This window comes from Serinicoccus chungangensis, from assembly GCF_006337125.1.
Taxonomy (GTDB): Bacteria; Actinomycetota; Actinomycetes; order Actinomycetales; family Dermatophilaceae; genus Ornithinicoccus; species Ornithinicoccus chungangensis.
This window is the reverse complement of sequence record NZ_CP040887.1, coordinates 118333-132936: the sequence shown is the minus strand read 5'-3', so window position 1 is coordinate 132936 and position 14604 is coordinate 118333. Positions and strand designations below refer to the sequence as shown.

General features: G+C 74.6%; 11 protein-coding genes. 6 read left to right on the top strand and 5 right to left on the bottom strand.

The window, feature by feature from the left end:
- Nucleotides 1-186: 186 nt before the first annotated feature.
- The 4 genes from FHD63_RS00540 to FHD63_RS00525 all read right to left on the bottom strand — a co-directional run bounded on the left by FHD63_RS00540 (nucleotide 187) and on the right by FHD63_RS00525 (nucleotide 4472).
- Nucleotides 187-1707, bottom strand: a complete 1521-nt coding sequence (locus FHD63_RS00540) for an ATP-dependent DNA ligase (RefSeq protein WP_139719221.1) — start codon at nucleotides 1705-1707, stop codon at nucleotides 187-189.
- Between the two features lie 461 nt (nucleotides 1708-2168).
- A complete protein-coding gene (locus tag FHD63_RS00535) occupies nucleotides 2169-3050 on the bottom strand; it encodes a 5-oxoprolinase subunit C family protein (protein WP_139719219.1) in 882 nt (293 codons plus the stop codon).
- Entirely contained in the window at nucleotides 3050-3706 is a 657-nt protein-coding gene (locus tag FHD63_RS00530; RefSeq protein WP_139719217.1) for a 5-oxoprolinase subunit B family protein, read from the bottom strand. Before FHD63_RS00530 ends, FHD63_RS00535 begins: the two co-directional genes overlap by 1 nt.
- A 7-nt stretch (nucleotides 3707-3713) precedes the next feature.
- Nucleotides 3714-4472, bottom strand: coding sequence for a LamB/YcsF family protein (locus FHD63_RS00525; RefSeq protein ID WP_139719215.1), 759 nt, complete (start codon nucleotides 4470-4472; stop codon nucleotides 3714-3716).
- A gap of 125 nt (nucleotides 4473-4597) precedes the next feature.
- On the opposite strand from FHD63_RS00525, the gene FHD63_RS00520 reads away from it, so the two are divergent.
- The 6 genes from FHD63_RS00520 (at nucleotide 4598) to FHD63_RS00495 (ending at nucleotide 10688) form a co-directional block, all read left to right on the top strand.
- Nucleotides 4598-6028, top strand: a complete 1431-nt coding sequence (locus tag FHD63_RS00520) for a sensor histidine kinase (RefSeq protein ID WP_139719213.1) — start codon at nucleotides 4598-4600, stop codon at nucleotides 6026-6028.
- Nucleotides 6025-6729, top strand: a complete 705-nt coding sequence (locus tag FHD63_RS00515) for a response regulator transcription factor (protein ID WP_139719212.1) — start codon at nucleotides 6025-6027, stop codon at nucleotides 6727-6729. The genes FHD63_RS00520 and FHD63_RS00515 overlap by 4 nt, the downstream gene beginning before the upstream one ends.
- On the top strand, nucleotides 6726-7502 hold the full coding sequence (locus FHD63_RS00510; RefSeq protein WP_139719210.1) for a DUF4097 family beta strand repeat-containing protein: 777 nt from the start codon (nucleotides 6726-6728) through the stop codon (nucleotides 7500-7502). The genes FHD63_RS00515 and FHD63_RS00510 overlap by 4 nt, the downstream gene beginning before the upstream one ends.
- A 135-nt stretch (nucleotides 7503-7637) precedes the next feature.
- Nucleotides 7638-9377 (top strand): carbon starvation CstA family protein, encoded by a 1740-nt coding sequence (locus FHD63_RS00505; RefSeq protein ID WP_139719208.1) that lies wholly within the window; start codon nucleotides 7638-7640, stop codon nucleotides 9375-9377.
- 32 nt (nucleotides 9378-9409) lie between these two features.
- A complete protein-coding gene (locus tag FHD63_RS00500; RefSeq protein ID WP_139722903.1) occupies nucleotides 9410-9655 on the top strand; it encodes a cory-CC-star protein in 246 nt (81 codons plus the stop codon).
- A 13-nt stretch (nucleotides 9656-9668) separates the two neighbouring features.
- Entirely contained in the window at nucleotides 9669-10688 is a 1020-nt protein-coding gene (locus tag FHD63_RS00495) for an ArsA family ATPase (protein WP_139719206.1), read from the top strand.
- A 155-nt stretch (nucleotides 10689-10843) separates the two neighbouring features.
- Here the strand turns inward: FHD63_RS00495 and FHD63_RS16810 are convergent, their stop codons facing one another.
- Nucleotides 10844-14527: a cell wall-binding repeat-containing protein gene (locus tag FHD63_RS16810; protein WP_139719204.1), complete on the bottom strand. Its 3684-nt coding sequence runs from the start codon at nucleotides 14525-14527 to the stop codon at nucleotides 10844-10846.
- Between the last annotated feature and the right edge of the window lie 77 nt (nucleotides 14528-14604).

Here is a 14604-nt window from a genome sequence, read left to right as displayed (position 1 = left end):
GGGCGCCAGGCCCTCGCCGCGGACCCCGAGGACGGCGCCTTGCTCGGTCAGGTCCAGGGCAACCACGCGCGGCGCTCGGTCAGGTCCAGGGCAACCACGCGCGGCGCTCGGTCAGGTCCAGGGCAACCACGCGCGGCGCTCGGTCAGGTCCAGGACAACCACGCGCGGCGCTCGGTGGGTGGGGGGTCAGCGCAGCGCCTCCACCGTGTCGACCTCCTCGACCGGCTTGTCGTCGCGGTAGCGCAGGACCCGGGCGAAGCGCAGGGCGACGCCGCCGGCATACCTCCTCGACGTTTGCACCGCGTCGTAGGCGACCTCGACCACCTGCTCGGGCCGCACGTGCACCACGTGCCCCTCGCGAGCGGTCTCCAGGCCCAGGAAGCGCTCGGTCTGCCAGGCGAGCAGCTCGTCGGTCATGCCCTTGAACGTCTTGCCGACCATGACCGGCTCGCCGTCGGCGCCGCGGGCCGCGAGGTGGATGTTGGACAGCCACCCCTGACGGCGCCCGCTGCCCCACTCGACAGCGACGACGACGAGGTCGGCGGTGCGGCGCGGCTTGACCTTGACCCACCCGGCGCCGCGCCGGCCGGCGGCGTAGGGCGCCTGCGGGTCCTTGACGACGACGCCCTCGTGCCCCTGCTCGACCACCCGGTCGAAGAACTCCTGCGCCGCCCCCGGGTCGTCGGTGCTCACCCGCTCCACGACCAGCCCGGGCGCGAGGTCGCCGAGCGCCGCCCACCGCTCGGTCGCGGGCTCGTCGACGAGGTCGCGGCCGTCGAGGTGCAGCAGGTCGAAGAGGTATGTCGTCACCGGGGTCGTGCGGGCGAGCTCGGCCGGGTCGGTCCGCGAGGCGGTGCGGGCGCCGGTGACCTGGAACGGCTCGGGACGGCCGCCGGGGCCGAGCACGATGACCTCGCCGTCGAGCACGGCGGACCCTGCCGGGAGCGCGCCGACCGCCTCGACCACCTCGGGGAGCCGGTCGGTGATCTCCTCCAGGCTGCGGGTGAACAGCCGCACCGGCTGCTCGGCGTCCCGGTCGAGGTGGGCCTGGACCCGGATGCCGTCGAGCTTGAGGTCGAGGGCCAGCTCGCGCTCCCCGGTGACCGCCGACGCCACGTCCGGCTCGGAGCCGGCGAGCATCGGCCGCAGCGGCCTGCCGACCTCCAGCCGGACCTGCTCCAGCGCCGCCGACCCGCCGGTCAGCGCGGCGCGGGCGACCGGGCCGGGGAAGCCGGCGAGCATGACGGCCCGGCGCACCAGCGGCTCGGGCACGTCCGCGGCCCGGGCGATGGCCGGCAGCAGCACGCCGTCGCCGGCCCCCTGGCGCAGCTCCCCGGTGAGCAGGCCCACGAGCCACTGCTGCTCCTGGGCGGTGGCGCGACCGAGCAGCTCGCGCAGGGCCGCGGTGCGCGCGGCCGTCGAGCCCGCACCCGCAAGCCGCTTGAGGTCGCTGAGCGCCGCGTCCACCTCGAGCACGGTCAGCGACGTGTCCGCGGCCGGGTCCGGGAGGTCGCGCAGGGAGCGCCAGCCGACCCCGACGGTACGCTGCGGCAGGGTGCCGGCGAGGTAGTCCGCCACCACCTCGACCTCGCGGGGCTCCCCGTCGGCCACCTGGGCGAGGGCCTGCGCGAGCAGGGTCGTCTTGTCGGTGCGCGAGCGGGTCGCCGCCACCGCGGCGGACGTCGTGGTCACCTCGGCCAGATGCATACGCAGCAGTCTCGCGCACCCGGGCGGGCCCGTCGCGGCCACCGGCGACCCCATCCGCCCCAGACTTGACCAAGTCCTTACCCGCGGCATACCCGGCCTTTGCCGTCACCCCGTTAGCGTGGAGACATCGACCAGGCGTCACGTCTCGGTGACGTCGGGCCGATCAGGCACGATCGCAATGTGACTGGTGGTGGGCACACCCCCCTGCGCGCCCATCACAGGTCATCGGGAGGGTTGTGTGCCTGGCGAGAAGGGCGCGTCGGCTGTCACGGGACCGACGCGCCCTTCCTCTGCGTCCGGGGGCCTGACCCGGGACGGGCAGGCGCCCCTGTGCGCGATGGTGGCCCTCCCAGGGCCACGACCGCACACGACCGAGGCCGGGCCAGAGGCGGGAGGGCCCCTCTGTGCGCGATGGTGGCCCGCTCAGGGCCACGACCGCACACGGAAGGGCCGGTCGGGGGTCAGGGACGAGCGAGGCCGGGCTGGGCCCACGTCAGCCGCACCTGCGTCCCCGGGCCCAGCTGGCTGAGCCGGTCCATGTCCACGGGCTCCACGACGGCGACCACCGGGTAGCCGCCGGTCACCGGGTGGTCGGCCCCGAAGACCACGGGCTGCCCGTCGGCGGGCACCTGCACGCACCCCCGCACCATCGGCTCGCTGGGCAGCTCGCGGTCGCGGTATGCCGGTGCCCGGGTCAGCGCCCGCCCGGTGAGCCGGGTGCCGACCCGGTCGGAGCGGTCGCTGACCGTCCACACCTGGGCGGTGAGCGCCTCGAGGTCAGCCAGCCAGTCGCCGCGCGGTCCCGGGGCGAGGTGCAGCGGGAGGGCTGCGGGGGGATCCGCGGGGGGCGCCACCTGGTCGACCGTCGGGGGCTCTGCCGGTGGCCGGCCGACCGGCAGGACGTCGCCGGGGCGCACGGGCTCCGGGCCCAGCGCGGCCAGCGTGTCCCGGCTGCGCGAGCCCAGGACCGGGGGCACGTCGAGCCCGCCGCGCACCGCGAGGTAGGTGCGCAGGCCCGAGGTCGGTGCCCCGAGCCGGAGGGTCTGGCCGTCCTCGAGGCGGAGGGGTGCGCCCCAGCCGACCGCCCGTCCGTCGACGGAGGCGGGGGCCTCGGCGCCGGTGATGGCGACGGTCACCGCGCCGCGCGCGCGCAGCCGGCACCCGCCGAGCAGCACCTCCAGACCGGCGAGCGCCTCGTCCTGGGCCAGGATCCGAGCGCCCAGCCGGTGCGCCCCCCGGTCGGCGGCACCGGAGCGCCCGACGCCGAGCTCGGCCAGACCGGGTCGGCCCAGGTCCTGCACGAGGACCAGGGGGCCGACGTCGAGCACCTCGAGAGCCGGCATCAGACCTCCTCGAAGCGGACGGTCGCGCCGGGTCGCAGGAGCGCCGGCGGGTCGCGGTCGACGTCCCACAGGGGGGCGTCGGTGCGGCCGACGAGCTGCCACCCGCCCGGCGAGGACCGCGGGTAGATGCCGCCGAACTCGCCGGCCAGGCCCACCGACCCGGCCGGGACCGCCGTGCGCGGGGTGTCGCGGCGCGGCACGTGCAGCCGCTCGTCGCCGCCCACGAGGTAGGCGAAACCGGGCGCGAAGCCGATGAAGCCGACCCGCCAGGTGGACCCGGTGTGCGCCCGCACCACCTCGTCCTCGTCCAGGCCGGTCAGCCGCGCCACCTCCGCCAGGTCGGCGCCGTCGTAGGTGACCGGGACGACCACGGCGTCCTCGGAGGCGTGGCGGGTCGCCGCGTCGAGGTCCGCCGGGGCGTCCAGGGCGGCGGCGAGGGCGACCAGCCCCTCCCGCACCGCCGGCAGGTCGGCGGGGCCGGCCACCCGCAGCAGCAGGGTGCGGGCCGCCGGCACGACCTCGGTGACCGTCCGCGCCCAGGGCGGGCCCTCCGGCCGCCCGGTCCGCAGGGCGTCCGCGAGCACGAGGACCTCCTCGGTGCCCCCGACCTCGACGAGGACCGCGTCCCGGCCCATCGGCAGCAGCGTGACCTCCATCAGCACCTCATCCGGCGAACGCCGCCAGCTCGACCCCGTCCGCCTCCAGCGCCGCGCGCACCGCCCGGGCCATCCCGACCGCACCCGGGGAGTCGCCGTGGGTGCAGATCGAGGCGACCCGCACCGGCACGTCGCCGCCGTCCACCGCCTCCACCACGCCCTCCCGCACGAGGCGCAGCATCCGCGCGGCCACGGCGTCCGGGTCGTGCAGCACCGCGCCGTCCTCGGAGCGCGGCACGAGGGTGCCGTCGGGGCGGTAGCCCCGGTCGGCGAAGGCCTCGGCGACCACCCGCACCCCCGCCTCCTGCGCCAGCCGGGACACCAGCGAGCCCTCCTGGTGCAGGAGGGGGAGCGTGGCGTCGTACCGGGTCAGGGCACTCACCAGGGCCCGCGCCTGCCCCTCGTGGCGCCCGACGGCGTGGTAGAGCGCGCCGTGCGGCTTGACGTAGGCCACGCGGGTCCCGGCCACGCGGCACAGCGCCTCCAGCGCCCCCACCTGGTAGAGCACGTCCGCCTCGAGGTCCGCCGGATCGACGTCGACGAAACGGCGACCGAACCCCGCGAGGTCGCGGTAGGACACCTGGGCACCGACGACCACCCCGCGCGCGGCCGCCGCCGCGACCGTCCGCTCCAGCGTGCGAGCGTCCCCGGCGTGGAAGCCGCAGGCGACGTTGGCGCTGGTGACGACACCGAGCATCGCGTCGTCGTCGCCGAGGGTCCACGTCCCGAAGGACTCCCCGAGGTCGGCGTTGAGGTCGATGCGCATGACGCCAGGGTAGGCGGGAACCGCCCACCCTGGCCGGTCGAGCGGGGCACGCGGGGGTTATCCCCCCGTCGTCCCGGGGGCGCACCGGCTGACCGGGGGTCACGGTCCTGGCTACCGTGGTCGGCATGAGCAGTCCGTCGATGCAGGCCCCCGGGGCCCCGGGAGCCGACCCGGCCCGCATGCCCCGGCTGGTCAGCGGTCCGGGCGACACCGTCGAGGACGACGCCCCGGCCCTGTCCTCCCCGCCCGGTCGCCCACCCGCACGGGCCGCCGAGGCGCGGCGCGGCTCCCGCCTCCTCGACCACTGGTGGACCGTCTGCTACCTCGTGACGAGCCTCTTCACCGCCGTCGCGGCCCTGGCCCTGGCGGGTCTGGCGATCGGCGGGTTCTTCGGGGTCCTCGGCGCCGGTGTCGGCGTCCTGGTGCTGGTCCCGGCCATCTGGGGGTCCTACGGCCTCTCCGTCCTGGAGCGCCACCGCATCGCCGCCTTCCTCGGCCTGGACATCGGTCAGCGGGCGCCGTCGACCGCCCCGGGGTGGCGCCGCGCCCTGGGCCTGGACGAGCGACGGCTGCGGGCTCTGGGCTGGGTGGGTCTGCACGGGCTGTGGGGGCTCGTCGCCGGCGGCCTCACCCTCGCCCTGCTCGTCCAGGGCGTCCTGCTCGCGACCCTGCCGCTGTGGGGGCCGGTGGCCGGGGGCGTCACCGTCCTCGGGACCTTGCGGGTCGACTCCGTGGTGGGGATGACGCTCGCCTGGTTGGTCGGCGTCGTCCTCGTGCTCGGCATGCCGTGGGTCGCGCGGGGTCTGGCGAGCGTCGACGTCGTGCTCGCGCGGTGGCTCGTGGGCGAGGACCCGCAGGCCCAGCTGCGCCGGATGAGCGAGCGGGTCGACACCCTCACCACCTCGCGCGAGGACACCCTGGACTCGGTCGAGGCCGAGCGCCGACGGATCGAGCGCGACCTGCACGACGGGCCGCAGCAGCGCCTCGTCTCGGTGGCCATGACGCTGGGCCTGGCGCGGGACGCCCTGGACCGCAACCCCGACGACCCGGAGGCCGCCCGGCAGGTGCGCGAGCTGCTGGACGAGGCGCACGCCTCGAGCAAGGAGGCCATCACCGAGATGCGGCAGGTCGCCCGCGGCATCGTCCCGCCCATCCTCACCGACCGCGGGCTGGACGCCGCGGTCTCGGCGCTCGCGGCCCGCAGCCCCGTCCCGGTCACCGTCACCTCGCGGCTGCCCGCCGGCCGGCTGGACCCGACGACCGAGGCCATCGCCTACTTCTCCGTCTCCGAGGCCCTCACCAACGTCGCCAAGCACGCGCGGGCCACCCGCGCGGGGGTCGAGCTCGGCACCGCGCGCGGCCTCACTGGGGACCTGCTCGCGATCACGGTCACCGACGACGGGTCGGGCGGCGCGGTCGTGGGCGGCGGCAGCGGCCTCACCGGGCTGCGCCAGCGGGTCGGCGCCGTCGACGGCGAGCTGCACGTGCACTCCCCCGTCGGCACCGGCACCACCGTCGCGATCACCCTGCCCCTGCGGACCCGGGAGCCGCGATGAGCACCGGCACCCCGGCGGCGGCCGCGCCCGGCACCCCGGCTCCGTTGCGGGTCATCCTCGCCGAGGACTCGGTGCTGCTGCGGGACGGCATCGTGCGGCTGCTCGGGGCCACCGGCTTCGACGTGGTCGACGCCTGCCCGGACGCCGAGACCTTCGCCCGCTCGGTGCGCGAGCACCGCCCGGACCTCGTCGTCGTCGACGTGCGCATGCCCCCGACCTTCACGGCCGAGGGGCTGCAGGCCGCCCTCGCCGTGCGCGCCGAGCTGCCCGAGGTCGCCGTGGTCGTGCTGAGCCAGTACGTCGAGGAGCGCTACGCCACCGAGCTGCTCGCCGGGCGCCCGCGCGGGGTCGGCTACCTGCTCAAGGACCGGGTGGCCGACACCCAGGAATTCGTCGAGGCGCTGCGCACCGTCGCCGCGGGCGGGACGGCCCTCGACCCCGAGGTCGTCTCCCAGCTCATGTCGCGGGCCCGCAACGTCGACCCGCTGGAGCGGCTGACCCCCCGGGAGCGCGACGTCATGAGGCTCATGGCGCAGGGGCGCACCAACAGCGCGATCAGCCGCGAGCTGTTCATCGGCGAGGGCGCGGTGGAGAAGAACGTCTCCTCCATCTTCGGCAAGCTCGACCTGCCGCCGACCGAGGACGACCACCGCCGGGTGCTGGCCGTCCTGCAGTGGCTCGAGCACGGGGAGGGGGGGTGAGCGCCGCCGACCGCAGCGCGGCCCGGGCGCAGGCACGCGCCGTGCGGGCGCGCCGGCCCTACCCCGCGCTGCGGGCCGTGGGGGGCGCGGTGACGGCGGTCCTGGTCGCCGGCGGCGCCCTCAGCACCGCCCCCGCGATGATGACGCAGGAGGGCTCGCAGACCTCGGCGCTGCCCGCGTCGATGACCCGGCTCGTGCTCCAGGCGCCCCGCGGGGACGTGGAGGTGCGCGAGCTGGCGGCGGGCGAGGAGCCGAGCGTCACGGCCACGGCCCGGTGGACGCTCAACCGGCCGCGGGTGAGCACCAGCCCCGCGACGGACACGGGGACGGTGCAGGTCGAGGCGCCCTGCACCGGCAGCAACCTCGGCGTCTGCTCCCAGGACCTGCTCGTGCGGGTGCCGGCGGGCACGGCGCTGGAGATCGACGGGACCTTCGGCGACGTCGACGTCACCAGCACCGGTGAGGTGCAGGTGGAGGTCACCGCCGGCGACATCAGCCTGTCCGGCGCACCCCCGCGCGCCGTCGTGCGCAGCACGGCGGGTCACGTCACCGTCCAGCACACCGGTGAGGAGCCGCCGGAGCTGCTGCGGGTGCGGACGACCCTCGGCGACGTCGACGTCGAGGTGCCCGGGTCGCAGGAGTATGCCGTGACCACCGCCACCAGCCAGGGTGACCGGGACGTGCGCGTGGACGAGGCGCCGGACGCCCCGTCGGTCATCGACGTCGAGACGACCCTCGGTGACATCGAGGTCGCGCCCGCCCCGACCCTCTGACCGTCCTCCCGGCGTCACCCCACCGTGCCGCGCGGCGCGGCATACCTCGTGGCGCACGGGACGGAAGTGACGCACGAGGAGCACGCGTCGGGTAGATTGAGGCCGCCAGGTGCCGCGCCGTCAACGGAGACCGCCATGAACTCGCTCCTCCTCGCCCTCATCGGGGTGACCATGATCCTGGCCGGGTACGCGCTCTACTCGCGCTTCCTGGCCACCAAGATCTACGCCCTCGACGACTCCCGGCCGACCCCGGCCCACCAGCTCGAGGACGGGGTCGACTACGTCCCCACCAACAAGTACGTCCTGTGGGGGCACCACTTCACCTCCGTCGCGGGCGCGGCGCCGATCGTCGGCCCGGCCATCGCGGTCATCTGGGGCTGGCTGCCGGCCTTCCTGTGGGTGACCATCGGCACCGTCTTCTTCGCGGGCATGCACGACCTGGGCGCCCTGTGGGCCTCGGTCCGCAACAAGGGCCAGTCGATGGGGGCGCTGTCGGGCCGCTACATCGGCGCCCGCGGCCGCAACCTCTTCCTCGTCGTCATCTTCCTGCTGCTCCTCATGGTCAACGCGGCCTTCGCGGTGGTCATCGCCGGCCTGCTCGTCAGCACCCCCACGGCCGTCATCCCCACCTGGGGCGCGCTGCTCGTCGCGCTCCTCGTCGGCCAGGCCATCTACCGGCTGCGCTGGAGCCTGCCGCTGGTCTCGGTCGTCGGCGTCGTCGCGCTCTACGCGCTCATCTGGGTCGGCGACCAGGTGCCGCTCGCGCTGCCGGAGACCGTCGCCGGGCTGCCGGCCAACGCGGTCTGGATCATCCTGCTCTTCGTCTACGCCGGCATCGCCTCCATGCTGCCGGTCTGGGTGCTGCTGCAGCCGCGCGACTACATCAACGGCCTCCAGCTGTTCATCGCGCTGGGCATCCTCTACGGCTCGGTGCTGCTGGCCCGCCCCGAGATCGTCGCGCCGGCCGTCAACGGCAACGTGCCGGAGGGCACCCCCTCGATCGTCCCGCTGCTCTTCGTCACCATCGCCTGCGGCGCCGTCTCCGGGTTCCACGGCATGGTCAGCTCCGGCACCAGCTCCAAGCAGCTGGACAAGGAGAGCGACGCCCGCTTCGTCGGGTACTTCGGCGCCGTCGGCGAGGGCCTGCTGGCGCTGGGCGCGATCATCGCGGCCACCGCCGGATTCCAGACGCTCGCGGCCTGGGAAGAGGTCTACTCGGCCTTCGGGCAGGGCAGCGTCGGCGCCTTCGTCTCCGGGGGCGGCGCCATCGTCGAGAGCGGCCTGGGCCTGCCCCAGTCGCTGTCGGCGACCATCCTCGCGACGACCGCGATCCTCTTCGCCGCGACGACGATGGACACCGGCGTGCGGCTGCAGCGCTTCGTCGTCCAGGAGATCGGCGAGATCGCCGGCGTCCGGCTCGGCAAGGGCGTCGCCACGCTGGTCGCCGTGGGTGTCGCCCTCGCGCTGACCTTCGGGGCCGGCGTCGACGGCTCGGGCGGCATGCTCATCTGGCCGCTCTTCGGCACCACCAACCAGCTGCTCGCCGCCCTGACCCTGTCGATCGTGGCGATCATGCTGCTGCGCCGGGGCCGCACCGCACTTCCCGCGCTCATCCCGCTCGGGTTCGTCGGTGTCATGACCCTCTACGCCCTCTTCATCCAGCTGGGCACCTTCTGGTCCGAGGGCAACTGGCTGCTGCTCGTCCTCGACATCGTCATCCTCGTCGCCTCGCTGTGGGTGATGGTCGAGGCGCTGGGGGCCATGCGCAAGGCGCGGGACTTCCGGGGCGACGACGACGCCGAGCTCGAGCAGCTGTCCGCCGCCGAGGTGGCCTCCTCGGGCGAGATGGACCGGTCCAGGTCGGACGAGAGCTGACCCGGTCCGGAGCCCCGTCGCCGACCGCGCGCCTGCGGTCGGCGGCCGGGGTGCTGCGCGAGGTGTTCGCCGGGCCCTACGCGCGGACCTTCGCCCGGGCGCAGCAGGACGAGGACGACCTCTTCATGGTCGTCGTCATGGCCGAGGCGCTCGGCGTGCCCAACCCGGCGAGCTACTACACCGTCGAGCTGCTGCCGGTGGTCTACGACCAGGTGCACGACTGGCACCGTCGGATGGGCCTGGACCGCAGCCCGCTGGACCACTTTTCGTGCTGCTGACCGGGGGACGCGCGTGCTGAGCGGGCTGGCGGACGGGCGGGAGGTCCTCTTCGTCGGCGGCAAGGGCGGGGTCGGCAAGACCGCGGTCGCCTCCGCGCTCGGTCTCGCCCTCGCCCGCGGCGGGCGCCGGGTGCTCGTCGTCTCGACCGACCCGGCGCACAACCTGGGCCACCTGTGGGGCCGGCGGATCGGCGACGAGACCGTCGAGCTGGCCCCGCTGCTGCGCGGCCTGGAGATCGACCCCGCCCGCACCACCGACGAGCACCTGCGGGCCGTGCGGGAGACCATGCACCGCCTCATGCCCGAGCACCTGCAGGGCGAGGTCACCCGGCACCTCGAGCTCGCCCGCGACGCCCCCGGCACCCACGAGGCCGCCGTCCTGGAGCGGATCGCCGAGGTGCTCGAGCAGCGCCTCCCCGACGAGCTCGTCGTCTTCGACACCGCGCCGTCCGGGCACACCTCCCGGCTCGTCGCGCTGCCCGAGCTCATGCAGGCGTGGACCGAGGGGCTGCTGCGCCGGCAGGACCGCTCGGCCCGCTTCGGCGCAGCCCTGCGCGGGCTGCAGGGCCGGCCCCGCCAGGACGCCGGTGAGCGGGCCGCGGCGGACGTCCTGGGCAGCTCGCGGGGCGTCGGTCAGGCCGCGGCACCGGACCGCCGCACGCGTCGGGACGCCGAGATCCGCCAGATCCTGGACCGGAGGCAGGCGCGCTTCGCGCAGCTGCGGGCGGTGCTGCAGGACCCGGCGCGCAGCGCCTTCGTCATCGTGCTCGCCGCCGAGCGCCTCCCCGTCCTGGAGACCGTGGAGCTGCACGAGCAGCTGACCCGGGCGGGCATGGGCGTGGGCGCGCTCGTGGTCAACAAGCGCTCCCCCGCCGACGCCGGCGACCTGCTCGCCGCGCGCCGGGAGCTGGAGGAGGGGTATGTCGCGCAGCTCGCCGACGCCCTCCCGCACCTCCCGGTGACGCAGGTCCCGCTGCTGCCGGACGAGGTCCTGGGCGCGGACGGTCTGGCGCGGCTCGCGGCATACCTCTGAGGCTCGCAAGCGCCGTCCCGGCCGTGCGTCTGCCGCCCCGGCGGGACATCCACGGTCGGCCGCGCCGCGTCCACGGCGCCCCGGGGACGCGGCAGGCCCCCGCCGCGCGGTGCGCGGCGGGGGCCTGCCGGTGTCGGTCCGTCAGGTCGCTGACCTCACGGGTAGACGACGGCCTCCAGGGTCTCCTGGACCGAGAGGTTGACCGCGCCGTAGCCACCGACGATGTGGACCATCTGCGCCCGCAGGCTGGTCATCGCGTCGACGGTCGGGCTCGGCAGCATGTCCGGCCGCGTGAGCAGCACGGGCATGGTGTTCATCGCCGCCACCGGGGCCGCCGCCAGGGCGTCCGGGAACTCCGCACCGGTCGCCAGGAAGGCGCCCGGGGCCGGGGTCGGGAAGAACTCCGCCGCCACCGCGGCGGCCGTGCCGTAGCGGTTGGTCCCGCTCAGCCGGACGACCTCACCGGCGTCGGCACCGGCGGCGGTCGCCACGTCGGAGGAGACCGCAGCCTCGCCACCGACGACGTAGACCGTCTCCGGCGAGAGCCGCTCGAGCTCGTCCGCCGTCGCGCCCGGCAGCAGGTCCGGACGGGTCAGCAGGACCGCGGAGTCCTCCATCCCGGCCGCCGCGGCCGCCGCGAGGGCGTCCGGGTAGTCCTTGCCGCTGGCGAGGAAGACGATGTCGGCGTCGTCGGCCTGGGCCTGGCTGACGTCGACGGCCGTCTCGTACCGGTTGGCGCCCGCGAGCCGCTCGACGTCGGCGTACTCGCCGAGCGCCGTGACGACGTCGTCGCTCACCGCGCCGTCGCCACCGAGGACGACGATGCTGTCCGGGCCGAGCTGCTGCAGCGCCATCCGCGTCGCCGCCGGGATCATGTCCGGGCGGGTCAGCAGGACGGGAGCCTCGTCGGAGCCCGCGAGGGCACCGCCGGCCAGGGCGTCCGGGAAGGCCAGACCGCTGGCGACGAAGACCGTGTCCACGCCCTGCGGGAAGGCCTCGACCGCCAGCTCGGAGGCGGTGGAGTACCGGTCCTGGCCGAGCGTGCGCTGGACCGCCGGGCGGTCCTCGTTGCCGTAGTCAGAGCCCTCGAAGGCGATCCCGAAGACCGGGCTGTCCCAGGTCTCGGTCTGCGCCTCGCGGTCGTCGTTCCACGCCTTCGCCTTGGTGACGACGATCTCCATGACGTAGTCGCCGTCCGGGACCCGGACCTTGGCGCCGTTGTCGTCGATCATCATGCCGTCCCACGGGTAGGCGGAGAAGCCGTTGCGGGTGGCGGAGCGGGCGAGGTAGTCCACCTCGGCGACGGTGCCCAGGGACTCGCCCTTGGTGCCGTCCTCGTTCGCCGCGAAGACCTCCCACTCCATGCGCCGGGCCTGGTGCTCGAAGTGGACGAGGAACTGCGGGGCGTCGTCCTGCTCCATGGAGAAGGTCGTGCCCTCCTCGACCAGGTCGTAGCTGCCGGCCGGGTCGACGCACTCGTAGCCCTGCCAGATGGCGCAGTCGGCGACCGCACCCAGGGCCGGGAGCTCGACGGTGACGGCGCCGTCGGCGTCCACCATGTCCGCGAGCACCTCGGTCTCCTGCAGGTCGGCCGCGTGACCGCCGTAGGCGACCGAGTAGGAGTCGGCCTCCTCGCCCTCACCGGTGGTGAAGGTGACGTAACCGCCGAAGATCGGCCCCATCTCACCGTCGACCGCCGGCGACGTGATGGTCATCGGGACCTCCACGCTCGCGCCCGCGGGCACGACCACGCTCGGCGCGACGGTGACGTCGGCCGGGGCCAGGTAGTAGCCGAAGTCGTTCGCCGTGCCGGAGGTGGCCACGGCGGGCGCGTGCTCCACCGCGTAGACCTGTTCGGCGTCGCTGGTGTTGGTCAGCGTCACCGTCTGGGTGCTGGTCTCACCGGAGAGCTGCTGCCCCAGCTGGACCAGACCCGGCTCGATCGTCGCCTCGGCGAGGATCGAGTCGTCGATCTGGATCATGCCGGCGCCCTGCCGGTGCACCAGCTCCAGGCCGGCGGCCGGCGCGATGTTGAGCGGCAGCTGCATCGAGCTGTTCTGCAGCTTGAGCTTGACCTCCTCGACGCCCAGGTCCGGGTCGGCCTCGAGCATGAGGGCCGCGGCCCCGGCGACGTGCGGGGACGCCATCGAGGTGCCGGAGAGGGTGGCGTAGGGCTGTGCCTCCAGCGGGTAGGTGCTGTAGATCTGCCCACCCGGGGCGGACAGGTCCGGCTTGAAGGTGGTGTCGGCCATGGTGCCGATGGAGCTGAACGAGCTGATGAGACCACCGGTCGGGTTCGGCACGGAGGTCTGCTCGTCGGTCCAGGTCACCGTGTGGCCGTCGGTCGCCAGCGCGTCCGCGGCCAGCCGCTCGCCGTCGGCCTGGGTGACCATGACGACGGGGACCTCGATGGCCGGGTCGCCCGCCAGGCTGGGGTTGATGCTGCCGCCGGTGTTGTTGTAGAGCATGACGCCCGCCGCGCCGGCCGCCTGGCCGTTGGCCGCCTTCTCGTAGAAGCTGCAGGTGCCGCGCTGGATCATCACCCAGTTGCCGTCGATGACGGCCTGCTCCTCGGCGGTGAACGGGTCGGTACCGCAGGCCTGGGCCTCGGTCGTCCCGGGCTCGTGGACCGCCACGACGACGTCCTCACCCGAGGTCGGCGGCTCGGGCGCCGGCGACCCGATGGTGTAGGGGACCTCGGTGCCCTCCTCGTCGAAGAAGAAGTTGGCCTCGTAGTTGGTGTTGTCCACCGAGCCGACACCGATGGTGTCCTCGCCGACGCCGGGGGCGCCGATCGAGTGCAGGCCGTTGGCGCCGGAGTTGCCGATGGAGGCGACGACGACGACACCCTCGCGGGCGAGCGCGTCGGTGGCCTGCGCGGTCGGGTACTCCTTCCAGGCGGAGAAGGCCGAGCCGATGGAGAGGTTCACGACGTCCATGTCGTCGGTGAGCGTCTGCTCCATGGCGTGCAGCATGATGTCGGCGTCGGTCGAGCCGTCGCAGCCGAAGACGCGGTAGGCGCCCAGCGTCACGCCAGGGGCGACGCCGGTGACCTCGCCGTCGGCGCCGGTGATGCCGGCCACGTGGGTGCCGTGACCCTGGCAGTCGTCGGGGTCCTCGTCCGGGAACGGCTTGGGCTGGTAGGCGTCGCCCGCGCCGGGGTCGGCGTTGTAGTCGTCGCCGACGAAGTCGTAGCCGAAGGCGACCCGCTCCGTGGGGAAGGTCGTGCTCCCGGGGCTGCCGTTGCCACCGAAGTCCGGGTGGTCGTAGTCGATGCCGGTGTCGATGATGCCGACCTTGACCCCCGTGCCGTCGAAGCCGAGCTCGCTCTGCACGATGTCGGCGCCGGTCATCGAGATGGCGGTGAACAGCTCCGGGTCGATCTGGGTGTCCTGCGGCCGCTCGGGGGCGTCGATGACCCCGACCGGGAAGATCGCCTCGACCGCGTCGGAGGCGGCCAGCTCGACCAGCGAGCTCTCGCTGGCGGTGACCGACAGGCCGTTCCACAGGGTCTCGAACTCCGAGCGCACCTCGAGCTCGACACCGGAGGCGTCCACGTCGGCGAGGAAGCGGTCACGCTGGGACTCGATCGAGGCCAGCGAACCGCCGGCGCTCGTGCTGGGTCCAGCGAGCTGGACGAAGTAGGAGTTGGGCACCAGCTCCGCACCGGTGGCCTGGTTGTCCTGGATCTTGCTCTCCGGCGCCGGGGACCCCGGCGCCACGAACGCGTCCTCGTCGGCTGCGGCGGACAGCGGTGCCAGGACGGCTCCGGTCAGCGACAGGACGGCGATCGCGGAGAGAGCACGGCGGGGGGATCCCCCTGGCCTAGCACTGCTCACGAATGATCTCCTTCAATGATGCGGCCCCGACAGGTCGCGCGCGGGCCGTCTTCGACCCTAGGCGCTGAGGAACGGCA

Bases quoted from the DNA above. Each gene is read 5' to 3' on its own strand.
- FHD63_RS00520 (WP_139719213.1), top strand. From the start codon at position 4,598: ATGAGCAGTCCGTCGATGCAGGCCCCCGGGGCCCCGGGAGCCGACCCG.
- FHD63_RS00505 (WP_139719208.1), top strand. From the start codon at position 7,638: ATGAACTCGCTCCTCCTCGCCCTCATCGGGGTGACCATGATCCTGGCC.
- FHD63_RS00530 (WP_139719217.1), bottom strand. From the start codon at position 3,706: ATGGAGGTCACGCTGCTGCCGATGGGCCGGGACGCGGTCCTCGTCGAG.
- FHD63_RS00540 (WP_139719221.1), bottom strand. From the start codon at position 1,707: ATGCATCTGGCCGAGGTGACCACGACGTCCGCCGCGGTGGCGGCGACC.
- FHD63_RS00525 (WP_139719215.1), bottom strand. From the start codon at position 4,472: ATGCGCATCGACCTCAACGCCGACCTCGGGGAGTCCTTCGGGACGTGG.
- FHD63_RS00515 (WP_139719212.1), top strand. From the start codon at position 6,025: ATGAGCACCGGCACCCCGGCGGCGGCCGCGCCCGGCACCCCGGCTCCG.
- FHD63_RS00535 (WP_139719219.1), bottom strand. From the start codon at position 3,050: ATGCCGGCTCTCGAGGTGCTCGACGTCGGCCCCCTGGTCCTCGTGCAG.